We start from the raw sequence: 15,687 nt of genomic DNA on the forward strand, positions 1-15,687 counted from the left end.
GTCAAACGAATGTGTTGACAGATTTTTAAAACACTACTTCATACCCCTATAGGTATATAAGATATTAAGTTTTTTTAAACGAAAATATACCATAGGGGGTAAGATAGCGATTGACTTATCATTACAAACGATAGATGTGCTGAGAAAGTTATATTCATGTAGATATTCGTAGTAAAGCAAATGATATGGATTGAAAAATAGAAGAAAAAGATGGAGGTATAGAATATGAATGCAAAACAAGTATTAGATGTGAAAGGCTTAGCATGCCCAATGCCAATCGTAAAAACAAAAAAAGCTATGGAAGCTTTACAGTCTGGAGAAGTGCTAGAGATTCACTTAACAGATAAAGGCGCGATAAAGGATATTCCAGCGTGGTCAAAAACAGGTGGGCATGAAGTACTAGATCATACGGAAGAAAACGGTGTACTAAAATTCTGGATTAAAAAAGCGTAAAAATGACTGTTCTACGGATACGAATCGTATAGAGAAAGATTGGAGGAGAGTGTGTATGGGGGCAAATACAGTATTCAATATCATTTTAACTATACTCGTTGCTTCGTTTATCATTTCTCGCTTTTTACCGGTTAAGGGTGTTAAAAATATAAGTGGGAAAGAGCTAAGAAGTTTACTTCATAAAAAGAACAAACAATTGATTGATGTTCGCACACAAGGTGAATTTAGGGGGAATCACATTCAAGGATTCCAAAATATCCCTTTAAATGAGTTCGCACAAAAAGCGAGTCATTTAGATAGAAACAAAGAAGTAATTGTTATTTGTCAAAGTGGAATGAGAAGTAAACAAGCAGCAAAAATGCTAAAAAAATTAGGCTTTCAACATATTACGAATGTCTCAGGTGGTATGAATGCTTGGAATTAAGGAGGAAATAAAAAATGAAAGAAATGACAGCAAAAGAATTAGAAAATAAATTGATGAACCACGAAGTATTAAATATAATCGATGTTCGTGAAGTAGAAGAGGTAAAGGAAGGGAAAATTTCAGGAACTCTTCATATTCCACTTGGTTTATTGGAATTTCGTATGCATGAATTAGATAAAAACAAAGAATATATTATGGTATGTCTCTCTGGAGGGAGAAGCTCACGAGCTGCTCAGTTTTTAGAAAGCAATGGTTTTAAGGTTATAAATATGACTGGTGGCATGTTAGAGTGGAAAGGTAAAACAGAATAATACTGTATACAAGGCAGTGTTTTTTATAAATAAAGGGTTTCGTATATTTTTTGTAATACCCATATAGGTATATGGAGGTGGAGAGTTAACATGGAGAATAAGAAGAAAACAACGATCGTTTTGTTTAGTGGAGATTACGATAAGGCGATGGCGGCATATATTATTGCGAATGGTGCAGCGGCATATGATCAGGAAGTGACGATTTTTCATACGTTTTGGGGGCTAAATGCACTTCGGAAAGATGGACATGTGAAGGTAAAGAAAAACTTTTTGGAGAAAATGTTTGGAAAGATGATGCCTCAAGGTGCAGATAAGATGGGATTATCCAAAATGAACTTTGCGGGGATGGGTCCTAAAATGATTAAGCATGTTATGAAAAAGCATAACGCTATGCCACTTCCAGACTTAATTGATATGGCAAAGGAACAAGGTATTAAGCTTGTAGCCTGTCAAATGACAGTTGATTTATTGGGGTTAAAAGAAGAAGAGATCATGGAAGATGCCGAGTTTGCTGGTGTGGCAGCTTATTTAGCAGATGCTTCTGATGGAAATGTGAATCTATTTATTTGATAAGTAAATAGATTCCTTAAGAAAAAACGATGAACGCCATTGGAGAACTAGTGGCGTTCATTAATTAAGCCCAAATAACTTTCATTAATCTTCCATATTCATCATCTGCAGCTTTATATAATAGTCTTGTATGTTCAAATACAAGGGCAGGATTAAAGTATGGTTCTGTAAATACAAGGGAAGTCGAAATGTCGATAGAATCGCTGTTACTAATTGTGAATTTTGCGAATCGATATGCTGTATTTAGTTCGTTGATTACATGCAATAATTCGCTTTTTTTAGTTGAATCATGAACTTGAGCGACATTGAAGCAATATATATCGACCGTAGGATGCTCGCTATTAAAGGCAGCAATAAGCCGAACTTTTGCGCCACTCTCTGTATCTAAGTTCACTGAAAAAAATACAGAGCCATCATTTTCATCTATGTTTTCTTCCATATATATTTCATTGGATTTTAGATAATCTTTAAAGTCTGAAACGTTATGTTTTACCGCAGCTTTCATATGTTTTACCTCCTGTTAATTGGAATATACACTTATCCTTTATTATAATTTAAAGATATGGAAATTGATAGATGAAAAGTTAGAATTTTTAAAATGTTATTTTGTATGAACAGACAGGAACCATCTGATTTGGAAAAACAAAGAATATCTCACGGATAGAGGTCACATCTTATAGCGGAATTAAAAGTATAAAAAACCCAGCTCTACCTTCATAGAGCTGGGTTTTTTATTAATTCTCATTCGATGTTGTTTCTGTATCTCCATCGTTATTGTTATTTTTTTTGGTAGTAGAATTTTGGTGATTATCGTTATTTGTATCTTTTGTTTTCTCAGAGTTTGTTTTTTTCTTGTCTTCTTTATTATCAGAATCAACCTTCTTATACTCAGATAGTCCAAGATGAGTACGAAGTTGTTTTGTTAAATTGTCTAAATCTTCTTCTACGGGAACATAATAATACGTACCACCGTCACTTGCGCGGCCACATTCTTTATCACCAGCTGACATATAACAATCTTTACCATTAATCTGTAAATTTTCAATTGAAGAATCTACACCGTATTTATAGAATGATAACATATCATCAAATGTTAAGTTTGTAACGAATTGTCCATCAATGTGATCAATAATATCGCCTACTTTTGTTACAGAATCAACGCTTGCTAGCTTTTTCAGAATGGCTTCAATAACAAGCTGTTGGCGTTGACCACGCATTGCATCACTATCAATATGACGTGTTCTTGCAAGAGCAAGAGCTTCTTCACCGTTTAATTTTTGAACGCCTTTTTTCAAGTGGATTGCACCTGCGTTATCGTTACTATCTTGTTCAGTAAATTCAACAGGAACATCTACTTCAATACCACCTAAATCATCCACAATTTTTATAAATGATTTAAAGTTGAATTTTACAAAGTAATCAACAGGAACATTGAGTAATTTTTCTACTGCATCAATACTAGCCTGCGGGCCACCATTTTTCCCATTTTTAGCAGAACCATATGCATGTGCATGTGTAATTTTATCCATTTTCTTTTCTATTGGGATATAAGTATATGTGTCTCGTGGAATACTCAAAAGTTTTACAGTTTTACTATCTTTATTAAAAGTTGCAAGTAACATTGCATCTGTTCTGATAGCAGCACCGTATTCTTTGCCACGTGTATCGCTTTCATCAACGCCCATGATTAATACAGATACATTATTAGAAATAGGTTTCACTGCTTTATCACGTAAATCTGATTTATCCCCCCGTGCTAAACCGTGAGCAGCATTTCGAACAGCAGAGGATGCTTTATTTACTAAAAACCAAGTATAACTGCCTCCTATTATTAAAAATACTAAAAGAGCACTTATAACGATTTTTGTTTTTTTCCTTCCTTTTTTCGTATTATTTCGTATATTTTTTTGCCAATATGGGATTTGATCCATTTCATATACTCCTTCATTTGGATTAAAATACGACACTCATATCACCTAATTATAATGAAATTTAGTGGAAAAGAACATTACAAATCATTTACATTTCACAAAAATTCGATTTATTTTGCGAAAAGTCAGATTTTTACGGAGGTTACGCACCAAATTTTAGGAGAATAAGCAATAGAGAAGTAAGATTTGTTGAAAGGTTTTGTTGCAAAGTTTGAAAAAAGTATAAACAGGTTGATAAATGAAGAGAAATGTTTAAAAAGAGGCTAGTAATTCTTGAAGTTCATTGTATGTCGAAAAGGCGGAGTCTATTTGAAGATTTCGCCTTTCTTTCTCTACAGCTAGCTATTTATAAGAGCAAATCTTATTTAAGCCTGGCTTTGGATATGTAATTTTGCATATCTAAATAAAGGGGATTAATATGCAGAGTGTGATTAAATTATATTAAACAATAATTAAATGTTGTTTGAAAATTAAAATGGTTATCTTTCAATGGGATATATCGAGTTGTAACTATTGTAATTACTTAAATAATACTGAAAAATTATTTTATAAGTATAATATTTCCACTCACATTAATATTCAACAACTAAATTATTGAATATAGTCGACAAAATTCTACTATTTACGCATTAAAAATTTAATGTTTTAATAAAGGTGTAATTGGTATGACCACTAAGGAGAGGAGAGGGTTGTACTAATAAAAGTGCAATAAAGTTTCAAGTAACACTATGCTAAAAATAATTTTCATAATACTCAGTTTATTAGGTTTGGTAATAATTTAGAATCAAAAAGGTGTCGCATTTGTAAAAATGGAATTTTAAGTCTCTACAAAGCAAAAATAATCTTATTTTATTCCGAGGTGAAAGTATAAGCAATGTACAGTATAATTTCATCTTTTGTAATCTTGTAGGGCTCTTGTCGACAAAACTGGGAGAGATATTATGAAATTATTATCAAAAAAGTCATGGCAGGATTAGCTGTAGGAGCAATGGGTTTATCTATCTGGGCTTCTGTAAGTCAAACAGCAACTCCAGAGAAAAATAAATATTATACTATTCATTTGGCAGCTCCTTCAAATATAGGTGATGAAATTTTATTGTTTACTTGTGAAAAAGATAGTATTTAGATGAGGGGGAAGTAAGGTCCTTACATTCTATGAGAAACGAGAGTTTAGCACTCTATCTAAAAGAATTCTCCTTCCTCAAGCATGTGCAAGAAGAGAGCCTAGCGCTAGGTCGTTCAAGATGTATGAATAAAATTATAAAAGACAATAGTAAAGAGGTGTACTGAATGAAACATAAAATACTTACAGGGTTTTTAATAACATCCATTGTTACTGGAGCGAATATTCCTATTAATACTCTCGCAACACCAATCGTTCAAGCAGAAACGCAACAGGAAAACATGGATATTTCCTCATCATTACGAAAATTAGGTGCACAATCTAAATTAATTCAAACATATATAGATAAAGCTTTAATGAGCCCTAATGTACAACTAGAGGAAGTTCCATCTTTAAATACGAACCAATCCCTAATCAAACAAGATATGAACGAATGGTCATCGGAACTTTATCCAAAATTAATTCTATTAAATTCAAAAAGTAAAGGATTTGTAACGCAATTTAATAGCTATTACCCAGCATTAAAACAGTTTGTAGACAATAAAGAAGATAAAGAAGGGTTCTTGGATAGACTTGAAGTTCTTCAAGATAAAGCTACGACAAACCAAGAAAACGTACAACGTCAGATTAATGAATTAACAGATCTTAAATTACAGCTTGATACAAAGCTTAAAGATCTCGATACTGACGTGACAAAAGCACAGGGTGTACTAAGTTCAGAGGGAACAGGGAAAATAGACCAGCTAAAAAATGAATTACTAAATACCCAAAAATCAATTCAAGATGATTTACAACAGATAGCATTATTACCAGGAGCTTTAAATGAACAAGGACTTAAGATATTCCAAGAGATCTATAGTCTTGCAAAAGATATCATTGAACCGGCTGCTCAAACGGCGGTGGCAGCGTATAACAAAGGAAAAGAAATTAACAACTCTATTTTAGAGGCAGAGAAAAAAGCAGAGCAAGAAGCGAAAGAACAGGGTAAATCTGCTCTAGAGATTGAATCGGCTAAAAAAGCAGCTCGTGAAGCAATTGAAAAAAGCAAACAAGGTGAAATAGCAGCAGCAGCAGCTGCACAAACGAAAGAGTATGACCTTACGAAAGTTATTAACCCTGAAAAAATTAAGAGCACATATAGTGCCTTCGCTGAAGTAAATAAACTAACAGCAGAGCAGCGAGCACATTTAGATGATTTAGAGACACAAAACCAAAAATTTTATGATTTAACAAAGAACCTAACAGTAGCAGATTTACAAAAATCAATGCTTCTTATTATGCAAAATGATTTACATACATTTGCAAATCAAGTGGATGTAGAACTTGATCTACTAAAACGCTATAAAGAAGATTTGAATCTAATCAAAAATAGTATTACAAAATTATCTACTAATGTTGATACAACTGATCAACAGTCTCAAAAAGATACATTAAGACAATTAAAAAATGTAACAAGTTACCTTGAAGAGCAAACTAATAAGTTTTAATATTGTGAATTTAATAAAAATAATATAAAGATTATAAGAATCTATCAAAAAACTGAGAAGGAGAATAGTTATGAAAAAACTTCCATTTAAAGTGTTAGCTGTAGCCACTCTAGCAACACTTATAACTACTACTAACGGTAACACTATTCATGTACTTGCACAAGAACAGACCGCTCAAGAACAAAAAGTAGGGAATTATGAATTAGGACCTGAAGGGCTGAAGAAAGCATTAGCTGAAACAGGATCTCATATTCTTGTAATGGATTTGTACGCAAAAACAATGATTAAACAACCAAATATAAATTTATCCAATATTGATTTAGGTTCAGAAGGAGCAGAATTAATTAAAAATATTCACCTTAATCAGGAACTGTCACGAATCAATGCAAATTATTGGTTAGATACAGCGAAGCCGAAGATTCAAAAAACAGCACGTAATATTGTAAATTACGATGAACAATTTAAAAATTATTACGATATATTGGAAGCTGCTGTACAAAAGAAAGATAAAGCAGAGTTAAAAGAGGGTTTAAATGATTTAATCACTACAATTAATACAAATTCAAAAGAAGTTACAGAAGTAATTAAGATGTTACAAGGCTTCAAAACAAAACTGTATGACAATTCTACAGGGTTTAAAAATAATGTTGGTGGCCCAGATGGACAAGGTGGATTAACGGCACTATTAGCCGGAAATAATGCCCTGATTCCACAACTTCAAGCTGAAATTGAGAAGCTACATTCTACTCAGACAGAGCATTTTAACAATGTATTAGCATGGTCAATTGGTGGTGGATTGGGAGCATTCATTTTAGTTGCTGCAGCCATCGCAGGAGGAGTAGTAATTGTTGTGACTGGCGGTACAGCAACACCAGCTGTTGTTGGTGGCCTTGCAGCTCTCGGTGCAGCTGGTATCGGTTTAGGAACAGCATCTGGTGTCACGGCGTCTAATCATATGAACTCCTATAACGAAATTTCTAAAAAAATCGGTGAACTAAGTACGAAAGCCGATCTTGCTAGCCAAGCAGTTATTTCGCTTACTAACGCGAAAGCAACTTTGACAGATTTATATCAAACAGTGGATCAAGCGATAATGTCTCTAACAAATATCCAACAACAATGGAATAAAATGGGGGCTAATTATACAGATTTACATGATAATATCGACTCTATGCAAGAACATAAATTCTCTTTAATACTTGATGATTTAAAAGCTGCTAAACAAAGTTGGAGTGATATTCATAAAGATGCAGAATTCATTTCGAAAGATATCGCTTTTACACAAGAAGCAAAGAATTAAAAATCAAAACCTATATAGGAGGAATATGAAATGATGAAAAAAATCCCTTACAAACTACTCGTTGCATCGGCGCTTTTAACTATGACTACAACTTCTGTAGTCTCACCAGTAGCAACTTTTGCAAGTGAAATTGAACAAACGAACAATGGAGATACGTCTCTTTCAGCAAATGAAGTGAAGATGAAAGAAACCTTGCAAAAGGCTGGGTTATTTGCAAAATCTATGAATGCCTATTCTTATATGTTAATTAAGAATCCAGATGTGAACTTTGAAGGAATTACGATTAATGGGTATGAAGATTTACCTGGTAAAATTGTGCAAGATCAAAAGAATGCAAGAGCACATGCTGTTACATGGGATACGCAAGTAAAAAAACAGCTTTTAGATACATTGACAGGCATTGTTGAATACGATACAACATTTGATAATTATTACGACACAATAGTAGAGGCGATTAATACAGGGGATGGAGATACTTTAAAAGAAGGGATTACAGATTTACGAGGTGAAATTCAACAAAACCAAAAGGGTGCACAAAATTTAATAGCAGAATTAACTAAGTTAAGAGACGCTATTGGAGAAGATGTTAGAGCATTTGGAAGCAATAAAGATCAGTTGAAGTCGATTTTAAAAAACCAAGGTGCTGATGTTGAGGCTGATGAAAAGCGCTTAAATGAAGTTTTAGACTCAGTAAACTATTATAAAAAATTAGAGTCTGATGGATTTAATGTAATGAAGGGTGCTATTTTAGGCCTACCGATAATTGGTGGTATCATAGTCGGTGTAGCAAGAGATAATTTGGGGAAATTAGAGCCTTTATTAGCAGAATTACGTAAGACTGTAGATAATAAAACAACATTAAATCGTGTAGTTGGAGTTGCGCATAATAATATTAATGAGATGCATAAGGCGCTTGATGATGCTATTAATGCTCTTACTTATATGTCCACGCAATGGCATGATTTAGATTCTCAATATTCGGGAGTACTGGGACATATTGAGACTGCATCTCAAAAAGCGGATCAAAATAAATTTAAATTCTTAAAACCTAACTTGAATGCTGCTAAAGACAGTTGGAAAACATTAAGAACGGATGCTGTCACATTAAAAGAAGGGATAAAAGAATTAAAAGTGGAATCTGTTACTCCGCAACAATAGGGAAAGATCGGCTCTATTATAAAATCGCCTAAAAAAACATAGAAAATCTAGGAATAAATCGTTAAATATTAATTTAACAATTTATCATACACCGAAAAGGCGGAGTCTGATTAAGGACTTCGCCTTTCACTATAAATTCTCTTTGAATGATATTCATAAAGATGCAGAACTCATTTTATTCTTAAAGAGGAATAGAACTTATAATCAAAACCTACATAGGGGGAATATGAAATGATAAAAAAAATTCCTTACAAACTACTCGCTGTATCGACGTTTTTAACTATTACAACAACTTATGCAGTTACACCAGTAGCAACTTTTGCAAGTGAAATTCAACAAGCGAACAATGGAGATATATCTCTTTCAGCAAATGAAGAGCAGATGAAAAAAGCTTTGCAAGATGCTGGGTTATTTGCAAAATCTATGAATGAATATTCTTATTTGTTAATTAATAATCCAGATGTGAGTTTTGAAGGAATTACTATTAATGGGTATGCAGATTTACCTATTAAAATTGCACAAGATCAAAAGAATGCTAGAGAACATGCTGTTACATGGAATACGAAAGTAAAAAAACAGCTTTTAGATACATTAACAGGCATTATTGAATACGATACAACATTTGAAAATTATTATGGAACATTAGTAGAAGCGATTAATACAGGGAATGGAGATACTTTAAAAAAAGGGATTACAGATTTATGGGGGGAAATTCAACAAAACCAAAAGTCTGCAAAAGCATTAATAGAAGAATTAACTAAATTAAAAGACGCTATTGGAGAAGATGTTAGAGCATTTGGAAGCCATAAAGAGACTTTACAATCGATTTTAAAAAACCAAGGTGCTGATGTGGAGACTGACCAAAAGCGTTTAGATGAAGTTTTAGCGGATATAAACTATCAGAAAGACATAGAATCTAAAGGATTGACAATGGTGAAAATCCCCTTTTTCCCCACGATGATTGCTGGTGGTATAATGATAGGTGATGCAAGAAGTAAGTTATCAAGTTTAGAGCCTTTATTATCACAATTACGTCAGACTGTAGATTATAAAATAACATTAAATCGTGTAGTTGGAGTTGCGTTTCATAATATTAGTGATATGCATAGTGCAATTGATAAAGCCATTACTTCTCTTACTTATATGTCCGCGCAATGGCATGATTTAGATTCTAAATATTCAGGAGTGCTGGAACATATTGATAAGGCATCTGAAAAAGCGGATCAAAATAAATTTAAATTCTTAAAACCTAACTTGGATGCAGCTAAAGAGAGCTGGAAAACATTAAAAACAGATGTTGTCACATTACAAGAAGGGATGAAAATTGCAGAGAAAAAAGAACAGGATCTTATGAATCAGCTTCGTCCATCAAATGTTTTCTACTTTTATAAAAAAATTCATAACGCATACACATTTGAAATAAAGACTGGAACAAATGCACCAAATGCGTCTTATAAAGTTATGAATTTAACTAAAAATACTGTTCATAATATGTGGAGTGGAGGACCAAATACAAACATGTGGGCTGACTGGCTTTCATTCAATCCAAAAGATGAATTTGCGGTGGTAGCAGTAGTGGATGGGAAAGAATACGTTGTATATAAAGACAAAGTAGAAAATATAATGAACTGAACCCGAAAAGAGTTCAGTTGCAAAGTTTGAAAAAAGTATAAACAGGTTGATAAATGAAGAGAAATGTTTAGAAAGAGGCTAGTAATTGTGGAAGTTCATTGTACGTCGAAAAGGCGGAATGGGAAGCGTCGCAGTTAGCATTTTAGCGCACTTAGGATATGAGATAGTAGCTGCGACTGGAAAAATGGAAGAGAAAGAAATGTTGCTTCATTTAGGTGCGAAAGAAATTATTCATCGCGATGAAATAAATGATCAATCTGGAAAACCGATGTTTAAAGGAATTTATGCGGGTGTAATTGACACAGTTGGCAGAAATACATTGGCAACCACTTTAAAAGTTGTTCAATACGGAGGAAGTGTAACGACGTGTGGTAACGTTACAGGACATGAATTTAAAACTTCTGTATATCCATTTATCCTGCGTGGCATTCATTTGCTCGGAGTAGATTCTGTACAATGTCCAATGATATTAAGAAAGCAGATTTGCTCAATATTAGGAGATGAGTGGAAAAATCTAAGCTTATTACCTTATACGACAGAATGCACATTAGAAGAAGTAAATGATAAATTTGACCTTATACTGCGAGGGAAATTAAAGGAAAGAACGATTGTGAAGGCGTTATAATATCGGATTTATCTAAATATATGAAAAAAGACGGCCTTATCCAGGACGTCTTTTTTTGTACTATAGTGTTTGTTTTAATGTGAATTTTCCTTGTTCTCCTAAAACTCCATCTGCAATATTGACAGCGTGATCACCGATACGCTCTAAATTACTTACCATATCAACAAAGATGATACTCGCATCACCAGAGCAACTACGTTCATTTAAGCGTAGTACGTGGCGTTTACGCAACACACGTTCCATTTGATCAATTTTACGTTCTTTTGTAATGACTGTTTGTGCGAGTGCAGTGTCAAAGTTTGTTAAAGCGCCAATTGCATCTTGCAATGTTGAAGTTGTAAGTTCAAGCATTTCATTTAGTTCTGCCATTGCTTCATCTGATAGTGTTATGCGATTAGAAATTTGAGAGTCTACAAGCTCCACAACGTTTTCTACATGGTCCCCAATACGCTCAATATCTCCGACAACAGATGCTAAGGCTGAATGTTTTTCGGAATCCATTGGTGAAAGTGGTTTTTCAGAAAGTAATACTAAATAATCGGTAATTCTTCTATCTAAGTTGTTAATAGCACCTTCTAATTGAGCTGCCGTATTAGCATGTTTCTTTTCTTTTGTATTTAAAAATTGAGTTGCTTCTTTTAGTCCGTGTAATGAGAACTCTGCCATACGAATAATTTCTTTTTGCGCCTCTGTTAAGGCAATGGCAGGAGATTGTTCAATAAAGATTGGATTTAAGTGCTGTGGTTTAAAGTCAATTGCAGCATCTTCTCCGCGAATAATCTTTGTTACAATCCATGCTAACGCTGCAATGAATGGGAATTGAATAATCGCATTCGTTATGTTAAATGTTCCATGAGCAAAAGCAATTGTCATTTCTGGATTTAAGTTTAACGATGTTTGGAAATATTGAATCAAATTTGTAAATGGTACTAATAAAATTGTAAAGATGATGGTACCAACTATGTTAAAGATAACGTGTACTAGTGCTGCGCGTCTTGCTGCAATAGAAGTACCAATCGCTGCTAATACAGCTGTAATTGTTGTTCCGATATTATCACCAAATAGTACAGGTAGAGCAGCTTTTAAATCGATTGCACCTTGGCCAAATAATTCTTGTAAGATCCCAATTGTTGCGCTTGAGCTTTGTACAATTAATGTAAAGACTGTACCTACGATAACCCCTAGGACTGGACTATTACTCATACTAACAGTTAATTCTTGGAAAGATTCTAAAGAACGAAGAGGTTTCATACCTGTGCTCATTAATTCCAAACCGAAGAATAACATACCGAATCCGAAAACGACTTGTCCGAGAGATTGGACTTTTTTATTTTTAAAGAAGAATAGTAAGATTGCTCCAACTGCCATAATTGGAAGAGCATATTCTCCGATTTTAATTCCGATAATAAATGCTGTAACGGTCGTACCAATATTTGCACCCATAATAACACCAATTGCTTGTCTTAGCGTCATAAATCCAGCACTTACAAGTCCAACTGTTAAAGCAGTTGTTCCTGAACTAGATTGAATGAGTACGGTAACTAACATACCTGCTAGTACGCCCATAAGTGGGTTAGTTGTAAAGCGATCAAGTATGTCGCGGAGGCGATCACCAGCTGCTTGTTGCAGTCCGTCCCCCATGTACTTAATCCCGAATAAGAAAATACCTAATCCACCAATAAACTGGAAGATCATGTCTTGAACATTAAATTCCACACATTTCACTCCTTAAATTTCATGTACGGTGTAATTATCAACTAAAATTCGAGGTACTGTAAACGATTTACTGATAAAATTAACACTAAATTTACAAAGGGGTTAAAAGTTTACATTTATTTAAAGAAACTCCTGGATTTAATTGGTTTTAATGTGGTATTTAGGATTTTTTTGTAAAGAAATACCGTTGGATGTAAAGGCCCTTTGTATATGTTTTGGGTTAATGCTAGAGAAATATGAAACATAAATTATGTCTTGCAAAGTAATAGCATGAATATGTATCAGTAAACTTATTTCACTATTTGTAAGAAGTAGGTATTGTTCCTGAGAAAAGAATTTCCATTTACAATTACGAGTTCCATAACTGCTATTGTGAATTACAAGCAGTCGGTGTGATAAAACAACATATAAATATGGATATTTCTATATTGTTGTAAAATTGGTATAATGTGAGAGTAATAAAGGGAGTAGAATAATAGATAGTTAAATAAAGATTGTGCAATCTAGCTTAGAATTAAGTAGGGGGAAAAAGTAATGAAATATGGATCTACGGTTTTAATGATAGTGTTTATCTTATGTGGAACTATTTTATCAGGCTGTAATTCTGAAAAGCAACAAGTTGATACGAAAGTAGAGAAGGAAAAGAAAGAAAAGGAAGAGAAGGAAAAGAAGGTTACAAAGGAAGATCAATTTGAAGAAGTTCCGGTGCAGGCATCTATCACTGCTAATGATCCAATGGAAATCGATTTGAAACATAAAATTGATCCAGGTACGGTGACACCTGAATCTGTTTATGTAATGGATGAAGAAAATGCGAAGGTAGATAGTAAGCTAAAAATAGATGGAACAAAGCTTATTATTGAATCTAAGGATAAAGAGAAAAAACAAGGTACATATACGGTATTTGTAACAAGTAAAGTGAGAAAAGCAGATGGTTCAGAAATAGGAAAGCCACTCAAAGTAGTTTTTAACGTGAAAGAGAGTCAAAAACAAAATACAACTGAGCAAACTGAAAAGAAAAATGAATCTGAACCGCAGGGAAATGTCCAAAAAGAAGTAGTACAAGTAAAAGACTTTACATCATACAATGGGAAATGGACAGATTCAGATGATTATTGTGGAAATGGGATTTTTGTTATACTCCAGTTTAGTGAAAAAAATGTAGCGAAAGTTCATTTAGGTGCACAAATGCATGGTCAAAAGTCGAGAGATTGTGCAAATGCGAGACCGGATGGGGCAAAGGGAGGAGCTATTGTTACCTTTGATAATAATGGCGTTGGAACATTTACATTTACAAATCTAAGAAGTAATGTATTGCAAGAGGGAACGATTCAATTAGCTGGAAATAAAGTACTGTTAACGACGAAAATATTGGCTCCTGGAGAAAATGGGTCTGAGACTTATTTTGGAGACAATGTAACAACAAATTTAAAGTATCATCGTGATAAATAAGAGTTAGAAAAGGCCGCCGGGTTATCCAGCAGCCTTTTCATTTTTTTTATCCATCTGTTTTTGCTTTCGTACATTTGTAATGTAAATAAACAGAAACGCGATAAGTAACACAGAGGAATAACGATATACAGTTGCATAGTCTGTAAAGTGTGCGATGAATCCGAAGATAATAGCACCTGCTCCAATGCCAAGGTCAAATGCAGAAAAGAATGTTGCAGTAGCAACGCCGCGGCGATGCGGAGCTACACGGTCAATCATCCATGCTTGTAAGGCGGGCTGTATGGCGCCGAATCCACTTCCGTAACAGCTTGCTGCAATAATTAAACTTGGTATTGTTGTTGTATATGATAATAGGATAATACCTGCAAATGTTAAGATAACACCAGGAATAATCACAAATGTATGGCCCTTTATATCGTACAACCTTCCGGAGAAGGGACGTGTTACTGCGATGGCAAGAGCGTTAAATAAGAAGAAAAGGCTAATATCAGCGATACCGACTTGCGCTGCGAATAATGTGATAAAGCTCCCAATTCCTCCGTACATTAATGTAATACATAGTATTAATAATGAAGGAAGTAAAGCTTTCTTTTCGATAAATCCATCTAAAAACGTTTCGTGTGTTTCTGGAATTGGTTTTTCGGTTGCTTGAATTTTGAGTAACTTTGTTAATATTAATGAAATTATTGTGCAAGATAGCGCACATAAAAAAAGAATCGTAAAGCTATAAGTTTGCATGAGCCAGAGTCCGATAAGAGGACCAAGTGCCATCGCGATCGTTCCAGAGAGGCCGAAATATCCCATACCCTCGCCACGGCGTGCTGCAGGAATTAAGTAAGAGACTACAGTCCCATATGTGGTTGTTGTAATACCAAAACCAGCTCCGTGTAAAATGCGAACAGCAAGAAGAAGGAAGACAGTGGAGGCAAATAGGTAGCTGCCCATCGCTAGTAGACAAATTGCAGTACCAGTCATTAAAATAAGTTTTTTACTGAATTTTTGTAGTGCATTTCCAGTGAGCGGCCGAATAATTAAAGCTGCCACAGTAAACATTCCAACAACAAATCCGATGTTTGAACTTGTACCACCAATTTCTTTCACATAAACAGGTAATGTTGGAATTAACATTTGAAAACCTAAAAACATACATAAGTTTGCTAAGATGAGCGCGATAAATTCTTTTGTCCATAATGGTTCTCGTTTTACGAGTGTTGCTTCTCCCATATATTCATCCCCTAAATATTTTTCTCTCTTCTTTTGAGTATATGTAGTGGCCAATCGAACAGTCAAGAAAGGTGAATCGAAATGAAACAACAATTTTGAGACCAAAAAATTTACAAATTTGTGTAATCACTACACAAATTGCTGCAAAAAAGGTAAAGTATAGATGTATAGTCTGCTAGTTGTTATGATTGATAGAGATGTTTTTTCTAAAAAGAAATCGGATTCAAATAAATAGTGAGGTTGAAGTAGATGGGAGTTTCTACTATTTTACTATTCATATT

At 34.0% G+C, this 15,687-nt stretch carries 14 protein-coding genes and 2 pseudogenes; 11 read left to right on the plus strand and 5 right to left on the minus strand.

The window, feature by feature from the left end; all coding sequences use genetic code 11:
- Positions 1-225 precede the first annotated feature (225 nt).
- The 4 genes from QRY57_RS05765 to QRY57_RS05780 all read left to right on the plus strand — a co-directional run bounded on the left by QRY57_RS05765 (position 226) and on the right by QRY57_RS05780 (position 1,758).
- A complete protein-coding gene (locus tag QRY57_RS05765) occupies positions 226-453 on the plus strand; it encodes a sulfurtransferase TusA family protein (RefSeq protein ID WP_286016871.1) in 228 nt (75 codons plus the stop codon).
- 55 nt (positions 454-508) lie between these two features.
- Entirely contained in the window at positions 509-877 is a 369-nt protein-coding gene (locus QRY57_RS05770; RefSeq protein WP_286016872.1) for a rhodanese-like domain-containing protein, read from the plus strand.
- 14 nt (positions 878-891) lie between these two features.
- Positions 892-1,188 carry a rhodanese-like domain-containing protein gene (locus QRY57_RS05775; protein ID WP_286016873.1) on the plus strand — a complete coding sequence of 99 codons (297 nt, stop codon included), beginning with the start codon at positions 892-894 and terminating at the stop codon, positions 1,186-1,188.
- A 90-nt stretch (positions 1,189-1,278) separates the two neighbouring features.
- The gene (locus tag QRY57_RS05780) at positions 1,279-1,758 is read left to right on the plus strand and encodes a DsrE/DsrF/DrsH-like family protein (RefSeq protein WP_026592794.1); all 480 of its coding nucleotides are present in this window, start codon (positions 1,279-1,281) and stop codon (positions 1,756-1,758) included.
- A 64-nt stretch (positions 1,759-1,822) separates the two neighbouring features.
- Here the strand turns inward: QRY57_RS05780 and QRY57_RS05785 are convergent, their stop codons facing one another.
- The 3 genes and pseudogenes from QRY57_RS05785 to QRY57_RS27075 all read right to left on the minus strand — a co-directional run.
- Positions 1,823-2,263 carry a hypothetical protein gene (locus QRY57_RS05785; RefSeq protein WP_026592793.1) on the minus strand — a complete coding sequence of 147 codons (441 nt, stop codon included), beginning with the start codon at positions 2,261-2,263 and terminating at the stop codon, positions 1,823-1,825.
- Positions 2,264-2,492: 229 nt separating this feature from the next.
- Positions 2,493-3,689 (minus strand): LCP family protein, encoded by a 1,197-nt coding sequence (locus tag QRY57_RS05790; protein ID WP_286016874.1) that lies wholly within the window; start codon positions 3,687-3,689, stop codon positions 2,493-2,495.
- A 252-nt stretch (positions 3,690-3,941) separates the two neighbouring features.
- Positions 3,942-4,028: pseudogene (locus tag QRY57_RS27075) on the minus strand (IS6 family transposase); the annotation flags it as partial.
- Between the two features lie 625 nt (positions 4,029-4,653).
- On the opposite strand from QRY57_RS27075, the gene QRY57_RS05795 reads away from it, so the two are divergent.
- From QRY57_RS05795 to QRY57_RS05820, 6 genes and pseudogenes are all read left to right on the plus strand, one after another.
- Positions 4,654-4,815 (plus strand): hypothetical protein, encoded by a 162-nt coding sequence (locus QRY57_RS05795; RefSeq protein WP_286016875.1) that lies wholly within the window; start codon positions 4,654-4,656, stop codon positions 4,813-4,815.
- Between the two features lie 164 nt (positions 4,816-4,979).
- Positions 4,980-6,299, plus strand: a complete 1,320-nt coding sequence (hblC, locus tag QRY57_RS05800) for a hemolysin BL lytic component L2 (RefSeq protein ID WP_286016876.1) — start codon at positions 4,980-4,982, stop codon at positions 6,297-6,299.
- A gap of 70 nt (positions 6,300-6,369) precedes the next feature.
- Positions 6,370-7,599, plus strand: a complete 1,230-nt coding sequence (hblD, locus tag QRY57_RS05805; protein WP_286016877.1) for a hemolysin BL lytic component L1 — start codon at positions 6,370-6,372, stop codon at positions 7,597-7,599.
- 30 nt (positions 7,600-7,629) lie between these two features.
- The gene (gene hblA, locus QRY57_RS05810; protein WP_208018037.1) at positions 7,630-8,757 is read left to right on the plus strand and encodes a hemolysin BL binding component B; all 1,128 of its coding nucleotides are present in this window, start codon (positions 7,630-7,632) and stop codon (positions 8,755-8,757) included.
- Positions 8,758-8,988: 231 nt separating this feature from the next.
- A complete protein-coding gene (gene hblB / locus QRY57_RS05815) occupies positions 8,989-10,389 on the plus strand; it encodes a hemolysin BL regulatory component HblB (protein WP_286016878.1) in 1,401 nt (466 codons plus the stop codon).
- Between the two features lie 112 nt (positions 10,390-10,501).
- Positions 10,502-11,014, plus strand: a pseudogene (locus QRY57_RS05820) (zinc-binding dehydrogenase); the annotation flags it as partial.
- Positions 11,015-11,074: 60 nt separating this feature from the next.
- Here the strand turns inward: QRY57_RS05820 and QRY57_RS05825 are convergent.
- Positions 11,075-12,730: a Na/Pi cotransporter family protein gene (locus QRY57_RS05825; protein WP_286016879.1), complete on the minus strand. Its 1,656-nt coding sequence runs from the start codon at positions 12,728-12,730 to the stop codon at positions 11,075-11,077.
- A 534-nt stretch (positions 12,731-13,264) separates the two neighbouring features.
- Between QRY57_RS05825 and QRY57_RS05830 the strand changes: the two genes are divergently transcribed.
- Complete coding sequence (locus QRY57_RS05830; RefSeq protein ID WP_286016880.1) at positions 13,265-14,182, plus strand: Ig-like domain-containing protein; 918 nt, start codon at positions 13,265-13,267, stop codon at positions 14,180-14,182.
- 21 nt (positions 14,183-14,203) lie between these two features.
- Here QRY57_RS05830 and QRY57_RS05835 read toward each other — a convergent pair whose 3' ends face one another.
- The gene (locus QRY57_RS05835) at positions 14,204-15,406 is read right to left on the minus strand and encodes an MFS transporter (protein WP_286016881.1); all 1,203 of its coding nucleotides are present in this window, start codon (positions 15,404-15,406) and stop codon (positions 14,204-14,206) included.
- Positions 15,407-15,687 lie beyond the last annotated feature (281 nt).

The organism is Bacillus arachidis (assembly GCF_030285945.1).
Lineage (GTDB): Bacteria > Bacillota > Bacilli > Bacillales > Bacillaceae_G > Bacillus_A > Bacillus_A arachidis.

Excerpts from the sequence above, each read along its gene's own strand:
- QRY57_RS05830 (WP_286016880.1), top strand. The coding sequence starts at position 13,265 with ATGAAATATGGATCTACGGTTTTAATGATAGTGTTTATCTTATGTGGA.
- hblC (WP_286016876.1), top strand. The coding sequence starts at position 4,980 with ATGAAACATAAAATACTTACAGGGTTTTTAATAACATCCATTGTTACT.
- QRY57_RS05785 (WP_026592793.1), bottom strand. The coding sequence starts at position 2,263 with ATGAAAGCTGCGGTAAAACATAACGTTTCAGACTTTAAAGATTATCTA.
- QRY57_RS05790 (WP_286016874.1), bottom strand. The coding sequence starts at position 3,689 with ATGGATCAAATCCCATATTGGCAAAAAAATATACGAAATAATACGAAA.
- QRY57_RS05775 (WP_286016873.1), top strand. The coding sequence starts at position 892 with ATGAAAGAAATGACAGCAAAAGAATTAGAAAATAAATTGATGAACCAC.
- QRY57_RS05765 (WP_286016871.1), top strand. The coding sequence starts at position 226 with ATGAATGCAAAACAAGTATTAGATGTGAAAGGCTTAGCATGCCCAATG.
- hblB (WP_286016878.1), top strand. The coding sequence starts at position 8,989 with ATGATAAAAAAAATTCCTTACAAACTACTCGCTGTATCGACGTTTTTA.
- QRY57_RS05795 (WP_286016875.1), top strand. The coding sequence starts at position 4,654 with ATGGCAGGATTAGCTGTAGGAGCAATGGGTTTATCTATCTGGGCTTCT.
- QRY57_RS05770 (WP_286016872.1), top strand. The coding sequence starts at position 509 with ATGGGGGCAAATACAGTATTCAATATCATTTTAACTATACTCGTTGCT.
- hblD (WP_286016877.1), top strand. The coding sequence starts at position 6,370 with ATGAAAAAACTTCCATTTAAAGTGTTAGCTGTAGCCACTCTAGCAACA.
- QRY57_RS05835 (WP_286016881.1), bottom strand. The coding sequence starts at position 15,406 with ATGGGAGAAGCAACACTCGTAAAACGAGAACCATTATGGACAAAAGAA.
- QRY57_RS05780 (WP_026592794.1), top strand. The coding sequence starts at position 1,279 with ATGGAGAATAAGAAGAAAACAACGATCGTTTTGTTTAGTGGAGATTAC.
- hblA (WP_208018037.1), top strand. The coding sequence starts at position 7,630 with ATGATGAAAAAAATCCCTTACAAACTACTCGTTGCATCGGCGCTTTTA.